The organism is Streptomyces sp. NPDC057654 (assembly GCF_042800135.1).
GTDB lineage: Bacteria > Actinomycetota > Actinomycetes > Streptomycetales > Streptomycetaceae > Streptomyces.
The window spans coordinates 1-16,008 of the sequence record NZ_JBHVHQ010000093.1 but is presented as its reverse complement, the minus strand read 5'-3'; the positions used below and the strand labels follow the sequence as shown (position 1 = coordinate 16,008).

At 71.8% G+C, this 16,008-nt stretch carries 13 protein-coding genes and 1 pseudogene; 2 read left to right on the top strand and 12 right to left on the bottom strand.

Features of this window, described 5'->3' with window-relative positions; translation table 11 throughout:
- On the bottom strand, positions 1–537 hold a 537-nt coding region (locus ACFU99_RS10665; protein WP_384388839.1), incomplete at its 3' end, for an enoyl-CoA hydratase-related protein.
- A 302-nt stretch (positions 538–839) separates the two neighbouring features.
- Between ACFU99_RS10665 and ACFU99_RS10660 the strand changes: the two genes are divergently transcribed.
- Positions 840–1,262 (top strand): ATP-binding protein, encoded by a 423-nt coding sequence (locus tag ACFU99_RS10660; protein WP_384388834.1) that lies wholly within the window; start codon positions 840–842, stop codon positions 1,260–1,262.
- Here ACFU99_RS10660 and ACFU99_RS10655 read toward each other — a convergent pair.
- The 6 genes from ACFU99_RS10655 to mmuM all read right to left on the bottom strand — a co-directional run bounded on the left by ACFU99_RS10655 (position 1,240) and on the right by mmuM (position 10,611).
- Positions 1,240–2,703 carry an amino acid permease gene (locus ACFU99_RS10655; protein WP_384388831.1) on the bottom strand — a complete coding sequence of 488 codons (1,464 nt, stop codon included), beginning with the start codon at positions 2,701–2,703 and terminating at the stop codon, positions 1,240–1,242. The genes ACFU99_RS10660 and ACFU99_RS10655 overlap by 23 nt on opposite strands.
- Positions 2,704–2,827: 124 nt before the next feature.
- Complete coding sequence (gene argF / locus ACFU99_RS10650; protein ID WP_384388828.1) at positions 2,828–3,850, bottom strand: ornithine carbamoyltransferase; 1,023 nt, start codon at positions 3,848–3,850, stop codon at positions 2,828–2,830.
- A gap of 146 nt (positions 3,851–3,996) precedes the next feature.
- Positions 3,997–5,220: an arginine deiminase gene (locus ACFU99_RS10645; protein ID WP_384388825.1), complete on the bottom strand. Its 1,224-nt coding sequence runs from the start codon at positions 5,218–5,220 to the stop codon at positions 3,997–3,999.
- Between the two features lie 205 nt (positions 5,221–5,425).
- Positions 5,426–8,086 carry a polynucleotide kinase-phosphatase gene (locus ACFU99_RS10640; RefSeq protein WP_384388822.1) on the bottom strand — a complete coding sequence of 887 codons (2,661 nt, stop codon included), beginning with the start codon at positions 8,084–8,086 and terminating at the stop codon, positions 5,426–5,428.
- Complete coding sequence (locus tag ACFU99_RS10635; protein ID WP_384388819.1) at positions 8,083–9,630, bottom strand: 3' terminal RNA ribose 2'-O-methyltransferase Hen1; 1,548 nt, start codon at positions 9,628–9,630, stop codon at positions 8,083–8,085. Before ACFU99_RS10635 ends, ACFU99_RS10640 begins: the two co-directional genes overlap by 4 nt.
- 60 nt (positions 9,631–9,690) lie before the next feature.
- On the bottom strand, positions 9,691–10,611 hold the full coding sequence (mmuM, locus tag ACFU99_RS10630) for a homocysteine S-methyltransferase (RefSeq protein ID WP_384388816.1): 921 nt from the start codon (positions 10,609–10,611) through the stop codon (positions 9,691–9,693).
- 58 nt (positions 10,612–10,669) lie between these two features.
- Between mmuM and ACFU99_RS10625 the strand changes: the two genes are divergently transcribed.
- Positions 10,670–11,593, top strand: coding sequence for an LLM class F420-dependent oxidoreductase (locus ACFU99_RS10625; RefSeq protein ID WP_384388813.1), 924 nt, complete (start codon positions 10,670–10,672; stop codon positions 11,591–11,593).
- An 87-nt stretch (positions 11,594–11,680) separates the two neighbouring features.
- On the opposite strand, the gene ACFU99_RS10620 is transcribed toward ACFU99_RS10625, so the two are convergent.
- From ACFU99_RS10620 to ACFU99_RS10600, 5 genes and pseudogenes are all read right to left on the bottom strand, one after another.
- A complete protein-coding gene (locus ACFU99_RS10620; RefSeq protein ID WP_384388810.1) occupies positions 11,681–12,166 on the bottom strand; it encodes a DUF6099 family protein in 486 nt (161 codons plus the stop codon).
- A gap of 281 nt (positions 12,167–12,447) precedes the next feature.
- Positions 12,448–12,753, bottom strand: a pseudogene (locus ACFU99_RS10615) (nucleotide pyrophosphohydrolase); the annotation flags it as partial.
- 139 nt (positions 12,754–12,892) lie between these two features.
- On the bottom strand, positions 12,893–14,104 hold the full coding sequence (locus ACFU99_RS10610) for an AAA family ATPase (RefSeq protein ID WP_384388808.1): 1,212 nt from the start codon (positions 14,102–14,104) through the stop codon (positions 12,893–12,895).
- A 55-nt stretch (positions 14,105–14,159) separates the two neighbouring features.
- Positions 14,160–14,552, bottom strand: coding sequence for a cell division protein SepF (locus tag ACFU99_RS10605; RefSeq protein ID WP_384388805.1), 393 nt, complete (start codon positions 14,550–14,552; stop codon positions 14,160–14,162).
- Between the two features lie 428 nt (positions 14,553–14,980).
- The gene (locus ACFU99_RS10600) at positions 14,981–15,880 is read right to left on the bottom strand and encodes an SMP-30/gluconolactonase/LRE family protein (protein WP_384388842.1); all 900 of its coding nucleotides are present in this window, start codon (positions 15,878–15,880) and stop codon (positions 14,981–14,983) included.
- Between the last annotated feature and the right edge of the window lie 128 nt (positions 15,881–16,008).

Below are 16,008 nucleotides of genomic sequence, written 5' to 3'. Positions count from 1 at the left end.
CCGCCGCCGGGTCGCGTGCCCGCGGCCGACGACGCGCGGCAGCAGATAGGCCGCGCCCATGTCGCCGCCGGAGAGCCCGACGCGGGTGAACAGGAACGCGAAGCGCGCGGAGGGGTCGGCGACCCGGAAGTCGGCGGCCAGGGCGAGGACGGCGCCCGCACCCGCGGCGACGCCGTGCACCGCGGCGACCACGGGGAAGGGGCACTCGCGCAGCGCCCGTACGACCTGGCCGGTCATCCGGTTGAAGTCGAGGAGCTCGCCGGTGTCCATGGCCAGGGTGGCGCCGATGATGTCGTCGACGTCGCCGCCGGAGCAGAAGCCGCGTCCCTCGCCGCCGAGCACGAGGGTCCGTACGGAACCGTCGCGGGCCAGCTCCGGGAGGAGGTCGCGCAGGTCGGCGTAGGCGCCGAAGGTGAGGGCGTTGAGCTTCTCGGGGCGGGCGAGGGTGACGGTCGCGACGCCGTTGTCGAGGGTGAGGCGCAGATTCCGCCACTCCTCGGCTTCGGTGCGGTGCGCGGACCCGGTGAACGGACTCATGGGGCGTGGCCTCCTACAGCCGGACGGCTGGTGCTGCCTGCCTTTCGAAGTTATCACCGAAGCGTGACTGTCGTCATGAGTGCGCGATACCAGGGGGATGTCGGCGGCGGGGCGGCGGGGCCGGTCGGGAGCCGGTCGGGAGCCGGTCGCCGGGGACTCGCGTCAGGGGCCCTAAGTCCCAAAAGCACCGGACCGGGGACTCTCACACCACCCGCACCGATTTCGTACTGTTGAAGACGGAAAGATTCCGAAGAGTCCCCAGAGAATCCCCAAAAGAGTCCTTCTACGAACGGACCGATACGTTGCCCGATACCGCCCGCCCGGCCTTCTGGCGCATCTTCCTGCCGCACACCACGGCCGCCGTGCCGATCGCGCGCGCCCTGATCCGGAGCGCGCTCACGGACATCGAGGCGGCGGCGGACAGCGACACGGCAGAGCTGCTAACGGCGGAGCTGGTGGCCAACGCGGTGGAGCACACGGGCGGCGACGACCCGATAGAGCTGGTGGTGGAGCTGCTGGAGACCGGCTGCCAGGTCGAGGTGCACGACCGCGACCCGGCCCCGGTGGGCGGCCTCGACGGCATCCCCGCGCCGTCGCCCTCCCCGGACAGCCTCGACGAGCACGGCCGGGGGCTGCTGCTGATCCGTACGCTGAGCGCGGCCTCCGGCTACCGCGCCACGGAACACGGCAAGGCCGTCTGGTTCACTCTCCGCCCGGCGTGCTGACGCCCGCTCCCGCCGGAATTCGGGGGCCGGCCGCGCCCGGCTTGGCTGCGATACGCGAACGCTGACGCCCGTAGAAGACGTACACGAGCGCGCCGACCACGAGGAACGCGGCGAACTGCGCCCAGGTCGCCGGCCCCGTCCCGTACATCAGATACAGGCAGAAGCCGACGCCCAGGAGCGGCGTGAGGGGGAAGAGCCGGGCCCGGAAAGGCCGCGGCAGGTCGGGGCGCTTGCGGCGCAGCGCGATCACGGCGACATTGACCACGGCCATGACGGCGAGGGTGCCGATGGTGGTCAGGTTCAGCACGACGTCCAGCGGTACGAGCGCGGCGGGCACCGCGAAGACCACGGCGACGATCCAGGTGCCCGCGACGGGCGTGGAGGTCTTGGGCGAGATGCGCTCGAAGACGCGCGGGATCAGCCCGTCCCGCGACATGGACATGAGGATGCGGGTCTGTCCGTACATCACGGCCAGCACGACGGAGGCGATGGCGACGACCGCGCCGAAGGCGATGACGCCGCCGCCGAGGGTCGAGCCGGTGACCTGGTTGACGATGAGCGAGAGGGCCGCGGGCCGGTCGGCCACGGAGTCGGCGGACATCGCACCGACCGCGGCGAAGGAGACCAGGCAGTAGAGCAGCGTGACGACGCCGATGCAGATCATGATCGCGAGCGGGACGGTCCGCCGCGGGTTCTTGACCTCCTCGCCGGCCGTGGTGATCGCGTCGAAGCCGATGTACGAGAAGAAGGCGACCGACGCGCCGGAGGTGACCCCGGCGACGCCGTGCGAGGCGAACGGCGAGAGGTTCCCGGCCTTGAAGGCGGTGAACGCGATGGCGCAGAAGACGACGAGGACGGCGATCTTCAGTACGGCCATGAACGCGGTCGCCCGCGCGCTCTCCCGCACCCCGCGCACCAGCAGCGTCGCGGCGAGCAGCATCACGACGACGGCGGGAAGGTTGACGACGCCGCCCTCGCCGGGGGCGTTGGACAGGGCGGCGGGCAGCTGGTGGCCGATGAGACCGGCGAGCAGCTCGTTCAGATACTGGCCCCAGCCGACGGCGACGGCCGAGACCGAGACGCCGTACTCCAGCAGCAGGCACCAGCCGATCAGGAAGGCCGCGCCCTCGCCGAGCGTCGCGTAGGCGTACGAGTAGGAGGAGCCCGACACGGGGATCGCGCCGCCCAGCTCCGCGAAGGAGAAGGCGGTGAAGACGCAGGTCACGGCGGCGATCACAAAGGAGGCGGCGGCGGCCGGGCCCGCCTGGGCGACCGTGTCGGAGAGGCCGACGAAGATGCCGGTGCCGACGATCGCGCCGACGCCGAAGCACACGAGCTGGAAGAGGCCCATGGTGCGCTTGAGGCCATGCCCTTCGAGGTCCGCGCCGGACTCGGCTATGAGCAGATCGGGGGACTTGACGCGCAGTCCGGACGGGGGCATGGGGTGGATCTCTTCTCTGGTCGTGCACAAGCGGGTGGGGTCCGGGCGTCGTGCGTGCCCGGACCCCACCGAATAGGTGAATAGTAACCGCTACCGATGCATGATCGCCCATTGGGGCGTATGGCTATGCGGCCGCAGCGCCCTTACCGTCTCCGAGGGTCGCGACGAGCACGGCCTTGATGGTGTGCATGCGGTTCTCGGCCTCGTCGAAGACGACGGAGTGCCCGGACTCGAAGACCTCGTCGGTGACCTCCAGGGAGGTCAGCCCGTACAGCTCGTGGATCTCCTGGCCGACCTTGGTGCCGAGGTCGTGGAAGGCGGGCAGGCAGTGCATGAACTTCACGTCGGGGTTGCCGGTGGCGCGCAGCACGTCCATGGTCACGGCGTACCCGGCGAGCAGCTTGATCCGCTCCTCCCACACCTCCTTGGGCTCGCCCATCGACACCCAGACGTCGGTGGCGACGAAGTCCGCGCCGCGTACGCCCTCGGCCACGTCCTCGGTGAGCGTGACGCGCGCGCCGGAACCCTCGGCCAGCCGCCGCGCCTCGGCCACGATCTCGTCCGTCGGCCACATCCGGCGGGGCGCGACGATCCGTACGTCCATGCCGAGCAGGGCGCCGGTTATGAGGTAGGAGTTGCCCATGTTGTAGCGGGCATCGCCCAGATAGGCGAACGCGACCTGCTCCAGCGGCTTCGCGGTGTGCTCGACGACCGTGAGCACGTCGGCCAGCATCTGGGTGGGGTGCCATTCGTCGGTGAGCCCGTTGAAGACGGGGACGCCCGCGAACCGCCCCAGTTCCTCGACGATCTCCTGGCCGTGCCCCCGGTACTCGATCCCGTCGAACATCCGGCCCAGCACCCGCGCCGTGTCCTTCACCGACTCCTTGTGCCCGATCTGCGAACCGGACGGGTCGAGATAGGTCGTGGAAGCGCCCTGGTCGGCGGCGGCCACCTCGAAGGCGCAGCGGGTACGGGTGGAGGTCTTCTCGAAGACCAGGGCGATGTTCCTGCCACGGAGCCGCTGCTCCTCCACGCCCGCGCGCTTGGCGGCCTTGAGCTCGGCGGCCAGCTCGATCAGGCCACGGAACTCCTCGGCGGTGAAGTCCAGCTCCTTGAGGAAGTGGCGGCCCGTGAGATCTATCGCCATGGGGTGGGCTCCTCAGTCACGACTACAGGGATACAAGGTTCAAGAGAGATGCAGAGCTTCAGGGAATTACGGAAGTGTATACGACTGTTTGCATAGGGATGCGGCAGGGTCGGTGCGAAGGCGACATAGTCCACGCTCTCCGGCCCCTATACAGGGTCTCTCTCCACCGGGCAGCTCATACAGCGCGGGCCGCCCCTCCCCCGGCCCAGCTCGCTGCCGGGGATCGTGATGACCTCGATCCCGTGCTTGCGCAGAAACGTGTTGGTGGTCGCGTTCCGCTCGTACGCGACCACCACGCCCGGCTCCAGCGCCAGCACGTTGCAGCCGTCGTCCCACTGCTCGCGCTCCGCCGCGTGCACGTCCTGCGTCGCCGTCAGCACCCGGATCGCGTCCAGGCCGAGCGCCGCCGCTATGGCGCGGTGCATATGACCCGGCGGATGGTCGGTGACCTTGAGGTCCCGCTCGCCCGCGCCCGGCTCGATCGTGTACGAGCGGAGCATCCCGAGCCCCGCGTACTGCGTGAAGGTGTCCCCGTCCACCATCGTCATCACGGTGTCCAGGTGCATGAACGCCCGCCCCTTGGGCATGTCCAGCGCCACGATCGTACGGGCCGACCCGGCCGCGAAGAGCCCGCGCGCCAGCATCTCCACGGCCTGCGGCGTGGTCCGCTCGCTCATCCCGATGAGCACCGCCCCATCGCCGATGACCAGCACGTCCCCGCCCTCGATGGTGGACGGATAAGCCGCCTGCCCCTCCGACCAGACGTTGAAATCTGCGGCGGCGAACAGCGGGTGGTGCCGGTACACGGCCTCGTAGTGCACCGTCTCGTGCCAGCGGGCCGGCCAGCGCATCGCGTTGATGGAGACCCCGTCGTAGACCCACGCCGAGGCGTCACGGGTGAAGAGGTGGTTGGGCAGCGGGTTGAGCAGGAAATCGTCCAGCTCCATCGCGTGGAACCGCACCGACACCGGCTCCGCGTACCCGGCCAGGAACTCCCGCTTCGTCATCCCGCCCACCAGCGCCTCGGCCAGCTCGGGCACCGACAGCTCGTCGAAGGCCGCGCGCAGCGGCCCGGTGGCGAGCGGCCCGTACTCCTTCTCGTCGAAGACCCGGTCCAGTACGAGCCTACGGGCCGCCGGCACCGCGAGGCTCTCGGCGAGGAGGTCCTGGAAGAGGTGGACCTCCACCCCGCGTTCGCGCAGCACGTCGGCGAACCCGTCGTGCTCGGCACGGGCCCGGCGCACCCACAGGACGTCGTCGAAGAGCAGGGCGTCCTTGTTGGACGGCGTGAGGCGCTTCAGCTCCAGGTCGGGACGGTGCAGGATGACGCGGCGCAGCCGCCCGGCCTCGGAGTCGACATGGAATCCCATGCGCCCATCCTGGCCCGAACCAGCCGTGATCACTCGGCACACGACGCGTCGGGGTCGGCGCGCGGGGCCGAGTCCGGAACGCGGGGGCCCGGTGAGGGCCCCCGGCCGAACCCGGCCGGAGGCGGCCGGAGGCGGCCCGTGGGGCGGTCCGTGGGGCGGTCCGGAGCGCCCGGCAGGTGCGGGAGACGCCGGAGCCGCCGCAGGCTCAGAGCCGGGGGTCGACCGGTTCCGATTCCAGGGCCAGTACCGCGAACACCGCCTCGTGCACCCGCCACAGCGGTTCGCCGTCCGCCATCCGGTCCAGCGCCTCCAGCCCGAGCGCGTATTCGCGCAGGGCCAGCGAGCGCTTGTGCCCCAAATGCCGTATGCGCAGCCGGTCCAGGTTCTCCGGGCGTGTGTACTCCGGGCCGTAGACGATGCGCAGATACTCGCGGCCACGGCACTTCACGCCGGGCTGGACGAGCCTGCCGTCCGGTCGGCGCAGGTACGCCTGGAGCGGCTTGACGACCATGCCCTCGCCGCCCGCCTCGGTCAGGTCGAGCCACCACCGCACACCGGCGGCGACCGACGCCTCGTCCTCCGTGTCGACGACGAGCCGTCGGGTACGGGTCAGCAGCCCGCCGCCGCTCCGATCACCCTCACCAGGGCTGGTGTCGGCGTCGACTAGCCGGTCCAGCCACGCCAGCTGCTCGTCGTGCGGCACGGCCGCGAGGCCGCGGCCCTCGGCGGCCAGGATCTGGAACGGCGCGAGCCGCACGTCGTCCAGGCTCTCGACCGGCCAGCAGTACCGCCGGTACGCCTCGGTGAAGGCCGCCGCGTCGGCGGCCCGCTCCCGCTGGAGGTCGAGCAGGCCGGACACGTCCACGCCGCGCGCCGCCGCCGACTCCAGGGCCGTGAGCGCCCCCGGGAAGACGGCACGGGAGGCCGCGCCGACGGCCGCGTACTGGTGGCGCAGCAGCCCGCCGGACTTCAGCGACCACGGCATCAGCTCCGCGTCGAACAGCAGCCAGCCCGTGGCCAGCTCCTCCCACAGGCCCGCCACGCCGACGGCGCTCCGCAACCGCGCGAGAATCGCCTCGGTCTTCTCCGGGTCGTCGAAGAAGGGCCGTCCGGTGCGCGTGTGCAGGGCCCCCGTCACCCCGTCGGCCGCGCCGAACCGCTCCCGCGCGACGTCCTGGTCGCGGCAGAGCAGGACCACCGCCCGCGACCCCATGTGCTTCTCCTCGCACACCACGTGGCGCACGCCGTCCGCGCGGTACCCGGCGAAGGCCTCGGCCGGGTGTTCCAGATAGCCGTCCTCCTTCGAGGTCGCGCAGGGCGCCATGGTCGGCGGGAGGTAGGCGAGCAGCCGCGGGTCGACCGCGAAGCGGCTCATGACCTCCAGCGCGGCGGCGGCGTTCTCCTCCTTCACCGCGATCCGGCCCATGTGCCGGGTCTCCACGGCCCGCCGTCCCGCGACGTCGGCGAGGTCGAGCGGCCGACCGTCGGCCCCGCCGGGCGCCTCGGACGCGAGCGGTCTGACCGGCTCGTACCAGACCTGCTCGGCCGGTACGTCCACCAGCTCGCGCTCGGGCCAGCGCAGCGCGGACATCTTGCCGCCGAAGACGGCGCCGGTGTCGAGGCAGATGGTGTTGTTGATCCAGGAGGTGTTCGGTACGGGCGTATGCCCGTACACAACAACGGCGCGGCCCCGGTACTCCTCCGCCCACGGGTATCTCACGGGCAGGCCGAACTCGTCGGTCTCGCCGGTCGTCTCCCCGTACAGGGCGTGCGAGCGGACCCGGCCGGAGGTGCGGCCGTGGTACTTCTCGGGCAGCCCGGCGTGGCAGACGACGAGGCTCCCGCCGTCGAGCACGTAATGGCTGACCAGCGACTCGATGAAGCCGCGGACCTCCGCGACGAAGGCGTCGTCCTCCTTCTCCAGCTGCTCGACGGTCTCGGCGAGCCCGTGCGTGTGCTGGACCTTGCGGCCCTTCAGGTAGCGGCCGAGCTTGTTCTCATGGTTGCCGGGCACGCACAGCGCGTGGCCCGCGGCGACCATGCCCATGACGAGGCGGAGCACGCCGGGGCTGTCCGGGCCGCGGTCCACGAGGTCGCCGACGAACACGGCCGTGCGTCCCTCGGGGTGCACGGCGTCCACCGGCCGACCCGCGCCGTCCCGCTCGACGGCGTATCCGAGCTTGGCGAGCAGCGTCTCCAGCTCGGAGCGGCAGCCGTGGATGTCGCCGACGATGTCGAACGGGCCGGTGCGGTGCCGCAGGTCGTTATAACGCCGCTCCAAGGTGACCTCGGCGGCCTCCGCCTGCTCCACCCCGCGCAGGACGTGCACCTTGCGGAACCCCTCGCGCTCCAAGTGGCGCAGGGAACGGCGCAGTTCGCGCTGGTGGCGCTGGATGACATGGCGGGGCAGGCCGGCCCGGTCGGGGCGCGCCGCGTTGCGCGCCGCGCAGACCTCCTCCGGCATGTCGAGGACGATGGCCACCGGCAGCACGTCGTGCTCGCGGGCCAGCTGTACGAGCTGCTTGCGGCTCTCCGCCTGGACGCTGGTGGCGTCGACGACGGTGAGCCGGCCGGCCGCGAGCCGTTTGCCCGCGATGTAGTGCAGGACGTCGAAGGCGTCCCGGCTGGCGCCCTGGTCGTTCTCGTCGTCGCTGACCAGACCGCGGCAGAAGTCCGAGGAGATGACCTCGGTGGGCCTGAAGTGGCGCGCCGCGAAAGTGGACTTGCCGGAGCCGGTGGCGCCGATGAGGACCACGAGGGAGAGGTCGGGCACGGCGAGAGTGCGCTTGGCGCGGGTGCCGGTGTCGGTGTCGGTGCCGATGTGGGTCTGGGTGTGGGTGCCGGTGTTGGTGTCGCTGTCGGTCATGCCGCCTTCTCCTCCTTCTCGGTCTCGGTCTTGGCCTTGGCTTCGGTCTCTGTCTTGGCCTCTGTCTTGTCCCGCGCGGCTGACTCCTGGGGGTCCACTGCGTCCTGGGCATTCATGGTGAACACCGCGAGCTGGGTGGGCGGCCCGACCTCCGGGTCGTCGGGGCCCACGGGCCGGAACTCCACCCCGTAGCCGTGCCGCTCGGCCACGTCCTCGGCCCAGGCGCGGAACTCCGCGCGCGTCCACTCGAAGCGGTGGTCGTTGTGGCGCACATGCCCGGCGGGCAGGCTCTCCCAGCGCACGTTGTACTCGACGTTGGGCGTGCTCACCAGCACGGTCCCCGGTCTGGCCGCACCGAAGACGGCATACTCCAGGGCGGGCAGCCGCGGCAGATCGAGGTGCTCGATCACCTCGCTGAGCACCGCCGCGTCGTACCCCTTGAGCCGGGCGTCGGTGTACGCCAGGGAGCCCTGCAACAGCCGCACCCGCGCGGCCTGTCGCTCGGACATCCGCTCCAGCCGCAGCCGCCGTGCGGCCTCTTTCAGCGCCCGCATCGACACGTCGACGCCGACGATGTCGGTGAACTGGGCCTCCTTCAGCAGCGCGCCCACCAGCTGGCCCTGCCCGCAGCCGAGGTCGAGCACCCGCGCCGCCCTGGCCGAGCGCAGCTCCGCGAGGATCGCCTCGCGCCGTTGTACGGCAAGCGGTACGGGCTTCTCCTCGGTGTCGCTCTCCTCGTCCACCGCGTTGTCGAGCTCCTCCGCCTCGCTGTCGTCGGCCTCGGCGAGCCGGGCGAGTTCGAGGCGGTCGAGCGCGTCCCGCGTCAGCCCGTGGCGACGGGCGAGATAGCGGCTGGTGATGAGGCGCTGCTCGGGGTGGTTCTCCAGCCAGCCCTCGCCGGAGCGCAGCAGCTTGTCGACCTCGTCGGGCGAGACCCAGTAGTGCTTGGCGTCGTCGAGCACCGGCAGCAGTACGTACAGCTGGCGCAGCGCGTCGGCGAGCCGCTGCTCGCCCTCCAGCACGAGCCGTACGTACCGCGAGTCGCCCCACTCGGGGAACTGCTCGTCCAGCGCCACCGGCTCCGCCGTCACCGCCCAGCCGAGCGGCTCGAACAGCCGGGTCACCAGGTCCCCGGCGCCGCGTGCCGGCAGCGCGGGCACCTCGATCCGCAGCGGCAGCGCCTGGCCGGGCAGCTCGGGGCGGGCCCGGCACTGGCCCTTGAGCGCGCTGGAGAACACGGCGCCGATCGCCACGGCGAGCAGTGAAGAGGCCGCGTACGGGCGGTCGTTGACGTACTGCGCGAGCGCCGAGTCCGCCGCGCCGCCGCGCCCCTTGCCCCGCGAGCGCCGCACCAGCGCCACGGCGTCCACCTCCAGCAGCAGCGCCGCCGTGCACCGCTCCGCCGTCGCCTCGGGGTAGAGGACATGCGCGGTGCCGTACGAGGTGGAGAAGCGCTGCGCGTTGTCGGGATGCTTGTGCAGCAGGAATCCGAGATCGGTCGCGGGGCGCTCTGGGCTGCCGGTAGTGGTGATTGTCAGGAACACACGTGCCATTATCTCCCCCTTCGACCTGCGCTTCTATTGGTTTTCAGCGGGGCTGGGCCCCTACTGCCCGGCATCCCCCACCATCGTCCGCGCCAGTTCCCCGATCCGGTCCGGGCCGACCCGGCAGCAGCCCCCGATGAGCCGGGCGCCCGCCTCCCGCCACGCCCTGACCCGCGCCGGGTCGAAGGTGGGCCTCCCCCGCCAGCTCCGTGCCTCCGCGTCCCACGCCTCCCCGCTGTTCGGATACACCACCACCGGCTTCCCGGTGGTCCGCGCCGCGATCTCCACGGCCCGCCCGGCGTCGCCCGGCTCACAGCAGTTGACTCCGACCGCGATCACCTGGTCATTGCCCGCCGCGAGGCGAAAGGCGTCCGCCAGCGACTGCCCGGCGCGGGTGGTCTCCCCCGCGACGGTGTAGCTGAGCCACACGGGCACCCCGCACCCCTCCACCGCCCGCAGCAGCGCCTCCCCTTCGTCCACGTCCGGCACGGTCTCCAGGGCGAGGACGTCCGGCTCCGCCTCGACGAGCGCCGCCACTCTGGGCCGGTGGAACCGCTCCAGTTCCGCCACGCTCAGCCCGTACCGCCCGCGGTACTCGCTGCCGTCCGCCAGCATCGCGCCGTACGGCCCTACGGACGCGGCGACCCAGACCGCGCCCTCCACGGCGCCGGCCGCCCGCCGCGCCAGCTCCACGCTCCGCCGCAGCAGCGCCCCCGCCTCGGCCCGCCCGGCCCCGCGCCGGGCGAACCCCTCGTATGTGGCCTGATAACTGGAGGTGATCAGTACCCGCGCACCGGCCCTCGCGTATGCCGTGTGCGCCGCCTCGATCTGCCGCGGGTCGTCGGCGAGGAGGCGCGCCGACCACAGGTCGTCGGAGAGGTCGCAGCCCCGTGCCTCCAGTTGGTTGGACAGCCCGCCGTCGAGGACGAGCGGCCCGTGGGCGAGGGCCGAGGCGAGCGGAGTAATGGGAGCAGCGGTCATAGGTGGTCCTCCGGCCACGCGGTGCCCGGCTCGCCGGGCCGCGAGGCAAGATGGGGGCATGGATCTTCGCATCTTCACCGAACCTCAGCAGGGCGCAACCTACGACACCCTTCTTCGCGTAGCGCAGACCGCGGAGGAACTGAACTACGGGGCCTTCTTCCGCTCCGACCACTATCTGCACATGGGGGACGTCGACGGCCTGCCCGGCCCGACCGACGCCTGGGTCACGCTGGCCGGGCTCGCCCGCGAGACCAAGCGCATCCGCCTCGGCACCCTGATGACGGCCGGCACTTTCCGGCTGCCGGGCGTGCTCGCCATCCAGGTGGCCCAGGTCGACCAGATGTCCGGCGGCCGCGTGGACTTCGGCCTCGGCTCCGGTTGGTACGCCGAGGAGCACGCCGCGTACGGCATCCCCTTCCCCAAGGAGAAGTTCGGGCGGCTGGAGGAGCAGCTGGAGATCATCACGGGGCTGTGGAACACGCCCGTCGGCGACCGCTACTCCTTCGACGGCACGTACTACCAGCTCACCGACTCACCCGCGCTGCCGAAGCCCGCCCAGCCCCGCATCCCGGTGCTCGTCGGCGGCCACGGCACGAAGCGCACGCCCGCCATCGCCGCGCGCTACGCGGACGAGTTCAACATTCCCTTCGCCTCCCCCGAGGACTCGGAGCAGCAGTTCGGCCGGGTGCGGGCAGCGGTCGAGGAGCGGGGGCGCAAGGCGTCCGAACTCGTCTACTCCAACGCCCTCGTCGCCTGTGTCGGCAAGGACGACGCGGAGATCGCGCGCCGGGCCGACGCGATCGGCCGCAGCGTGGAGGATCTCCGGGAGAACGGGCTCGCCGGGTCCCCGGACGAGGTCGCCGAGAAGATCGGCAAGTACGCGTCGATCGGATCGCAGCGGATCTACCTCCAGATGCTCGACCTGTCCGACCTGGACCACATGGCGCTCATCGCCGACAAGGTCATGCCGCAGGTGAGCTGACGCCGGCGGGTTGACGGGGCCGGGCTGACGTGATGGGCCGGCGCGGTGGTGTCGGCGCAGTGGGCTGACTCCGCCGCCCGTCACCCGCTATCCGCCGCACGCCCGGCGCGCCCACACGTCGTCCGGCCCCCGCTCCCGCACCGCGAAGCGCCTCAGCAGTCCGAGCACCCGGTCGCTGGACTCGTCGGCGGCGTCGATCGCTTCTATGCACTGCCAGTACACGCCGTCCTCGTCGGAGGCGGAAGCGACCGTGACCAGAGCTATTCCCACATCTCCGAGCAGTCCGCCGAGCCCCAGCAGGGCCCGCCGCGGGTCGCGCATCTCGGAGAGCTGCGTGGCCCGCACCCCGCCATCGCGCAGGACGGACTGTCGTAACGAACCACAGGCCCGGCCCCCCGCCTCGCTGAGGCCGCACGCCTCCGCCCGTATCTCCACCGGCCCCGTGATCGCGAGATGACTGCCCATCGCCTGGGCCAACGCCTGTACCTGCCACGCCTCCGTGACGATGTCCCGCACGCCGCTGGCTCCTGCCAGGGCGTGCCGTGTGGCCCCGATGAGCCGCATTGCCTCCATATTCCGTCCCCACTCTCCGCCGTCTCGACCTCACTACCCAGAGTGATGACTAACCGCCGGAAAAGCCAGGGGAAATCAGAAATCTGTGGATACAAGTTACGCTGTGGATATCTCGATCACTCCGGAGAGTGACGAACCGACGAAACCGGATCGTTCCGCTCCGCCTCCGCGGGCGCCGCAGACGTCGCGGTCGCCGCGCCCCCCGCGCCCGTCGCCCCTGTCGTGAATGCCGCACCCGCCGCACCCGCCGTGGACGCCTCGGGCCCCGCAGACGCCGCGCCCGCCGTGGACACCGCCGGGAAGCGGTGCTCATTGCGGTCGATCTTCGCCGCCAGCGCCGCCAGCGCGTCGACCCCCAACACCTCGCAGAACTGCAACAGATACGCCAGCACGTCCGCGACCTCGTCCTCGACCCGCGCTGCCGACTTCGGGTCCGCCATCACCCGCGCCGACTGCTCCGGCGTCAGCCACTGGAAGATCTCCACGAGTTCGGACGCCTCGACGCTCAGCGCCGCCGCCAGGTTCTTGGGCGTGTGGAACTGCTGCCAGTCACGCGCCGCCGCGAACGCGACGAGCCGGCGTTGCAGCGCCCGTACGCTCTCGGAGCTGTCGGAGCTGTCGGAGCTGTCGGAGCTGCCGGAACTCTCGGGGCTGTCGGCGGAGCCGGAGCCGTCGGCGGTGCCAGAGGGGTCAAGGGATTCAGGGGTCGACGCGGCGCGCGCGGAATCAGGGGTTTCGGTCACGCCCAAGGTCTACCACCGTCACTTCCCCGCCCCACTCGGCCCCCGCCTCCCCCACCCCGAGGGCCTCCGCCGACGCCGCCCCCACCGTCCCCACCAGCCGAACGTGCCCCCGCGCGCACATCCGCACCGCGAGCCCCAGCAGCTCACGCGCCTGCCGCCGGTCGAGACACCGGTCGAAGCCGTCCAGGAGCAGGGTCAACGACTGCCGGGCCTCGGGCACTTCCGCGGCCCGTTCCATGGCGAGCACGCCCGGCCCGGTCAGCAGGACCAGCGCGAGCGCCAGGTAGCGCAGTTCCCCGTCGCCCAGCCGCTCCACCGGCATCCCGTCGCCGTCCGGGGCCGACGCCAGGACGGCCCGTACGAGCCCGCCCTCCGTCTCGCGCGCCGCGAGCCCGTCCACCGCGGCCCCCCGGCACCCGGCCCGTACCGCCGCGACCAGGGCCGTGTGCCGGATGGCGCACTCCGTGCTCGTACGCCCCAGCACCGCGGCAACGTTGTCGCATCCACCCCGCAGCAACGCGTCCCGCGCCTTGGCCGGGGCCCGCATCAGCTCCGGCCGCGGGTCGCAGGCGAAGACGGAGCGCAGCGCGACCACGACCTGTTCCGCCGCCTGGAGCACGAGCCGCTGACCGGCCGTCTTGCCCGCGACCCGGAGCGGCAGCAGGGCCGTGCCGAGCAGGTCGTCGGGGAGCGGGGCGCGGGTGACGGGCACGGCCCCGGCGGTGTGCCAGGCCGCCTGGACGCTGCGCCGCTCGGGGTCGCGCAGCGCGCTGGACAGCAGTGTGCACCCGGCGCCGGTGAGCCGCTCGCCGACCAGGCGCAGCTCGGGCTCGGCCTGTACGGCCAGGTCGAGGCGGATCTCCCCGGCCGGGCCGTCCACCGTGCAGCCGATGCGGAATCCACGCCGCCCCTGCGCGTCCGGTCTGGCCTGCCGCGGTACGCACGCGGCGCTCCCGCCGGCCACCGGGGCCAGGGCGGCGTCGAGGGACTCACCCCCGGCGAGCCGGGCGAGCGCCTCGTACGCCTGGAGGACGGTGGACTTACCGCTGCCGCTCGCACCCGTGAACAGGGTGAGCGGGCCGAGCGGGAAGGTCGCTCCGCGGTGCGTCTTGAAGGCGGAGAGCCTGATCTCGGTGACGGTGGGGCGAACGGTCGGGCGAACTGTGGCGGCCGGTCCGGCGCAGCGTGCGTCCATGCCCGGACCGTATGCACCGGTCTGAACGGCGAACCGTTTTAGCTGACCGGTCTTCCTACGATCGGGGTACGCCCGAACCGATCGCCGGTTCCTCGACCTCGGTGCCCACGGGCGCCAGCAGGAACACGTTCGCGTCGACCCGGTGCATGGCGCTGCCCAGGCCGAAGACGACTCCGCTGGAGAAGTCGAGGATGCGCTTGGCGACCTCGCTGTCGGCGACGGTCAGGTCGAGCAGGACCGGGATCTGGGCGATCAGGTACTCGGCGACCTCGCGGGCGTCGGCGAAGACCTGCACGCGGATGACGACGAACCGGCGCTGCTCCTCGTCCGGTTCCTCCTCGGGCAGCGCCCGGTGGTTGGGCCAGGAAGGCCATGCGTTGCGACTGCGCAGGGGGACGACCTCGGCCAGGCCCTCCCACTGCTCGTCGGTGGCGTCGCGACCGATCACCGGATCACCCCGTTGGGAAGTGTGCTGGCTATGTACATCCCGCAATCTTAAAGATGAACACACAATCTCTGCGCCGAATGACACGCATCCGGCCGCGTATGAGGGATCCCGTAGCAAAGCCGATACAAACCGGCCCCGCCGAACAGGCCGAACGGGTGGAGAAGCAGAGAAGTGGCGCGGCGAAAAAGTGGTGAAGCCGTGAAGCGACAGCGAGGAGGCGGAGAAGAGGCAGAGACGGAAGGGAGCGGGGAAGAAGGGGGCGGGGAAGAAGGGCGGAAGCGGGGGAAGCGGTTGCCATCGGCTAATGCCACCGCTATTGCCACCCTCATACGCCCCACGAACCCCACACGGCATGTTCGACACCGCGTGAAAGCGTCCGGCCCGATACCGGTACTGGGTATTGGCACTGGCACTGGCACTGGCACCGGCTACTCCCCACCCTCTCCGAGAGCCGGGAGCTCGCTGACCGCGATCCCTCCTTCCACCAGACTGCCCATCACCAGGCGCGCCCCGCACCGGCTGACGCTCGTGACCATCCGGTACGGGCTCCCGCCGCACCGCAGGTCGCGGATGATGCCTCCGTCTGCGCCGACCGCCAGGACCCGCAGGGTACGGCTCGGCCGCGACCGGACACGCTGCGCCGCGGTCCACGCCGCCCGCCGCACGGCCGGGCTCCTGCGGTGCAGCCAGCCGAGACCCGGACGGCGCGGCGCGGCGAGCGCGATCCAGAACACCCCTTCGGCATCGCGGGAGATGTTGTCGGGGAAGCCTGGCAGACCGTCAGCAAGGGTGTCATGGCACCCGGCTCGGGGTCCGGTCAGCCAGTAGCGGCCCACGCGGTACGCGCCCGTCTCCGCCACGGCGACGAAGGACTCGTCCGGAGCCAGCGCCACGCCATTGGCGAACTGGAGCCCGTCCAGCAGGACTTCGGGCTCCCCGCCCGGCCGCAGGCGCAGCAGCAGGCCCGTACCGGTGTGCTCCAGAATGTCGCCGAGCCAGTCGTCGAGACCGTAGCGGCGGCTGGAGACCGTGAAGTAGACGGTGCCGTCCGACGCCGCCGCGGCGTTGCTGGAGAAGCGCAGGGGCGCGCCCGCCGCCTCGTCGGCAAGGGTGACCACGGCCCCCGTCTCCGGGTCCGCCCGCAGCAGGCCGCGCTCGGCATCGCATACGAGCAGCCCGCCGCCGGGCATGGCCTCCAGGCCCAGCGGCCTGCCGCCAGTACGCGCGACGACCTCCGGCCGGACCTCGTCCCCGGCCGCCTCCGGGAGCGCAAACCGCCAGATACGCCCGTCCGCGGCCCCGGCCAGAATCCGGCCCGCGCCGTCCACGATCACGTCCTCCGCCCCCTCGATGCCGGGGGCGATGACCTCGACGAGCAGCACCTTCTTGCGGTCCAGGGTGTCCTGCCCGGCATCCAGCCGCTGGTAGCCGAGGACGTGGTCGACGAGGGTGGTCA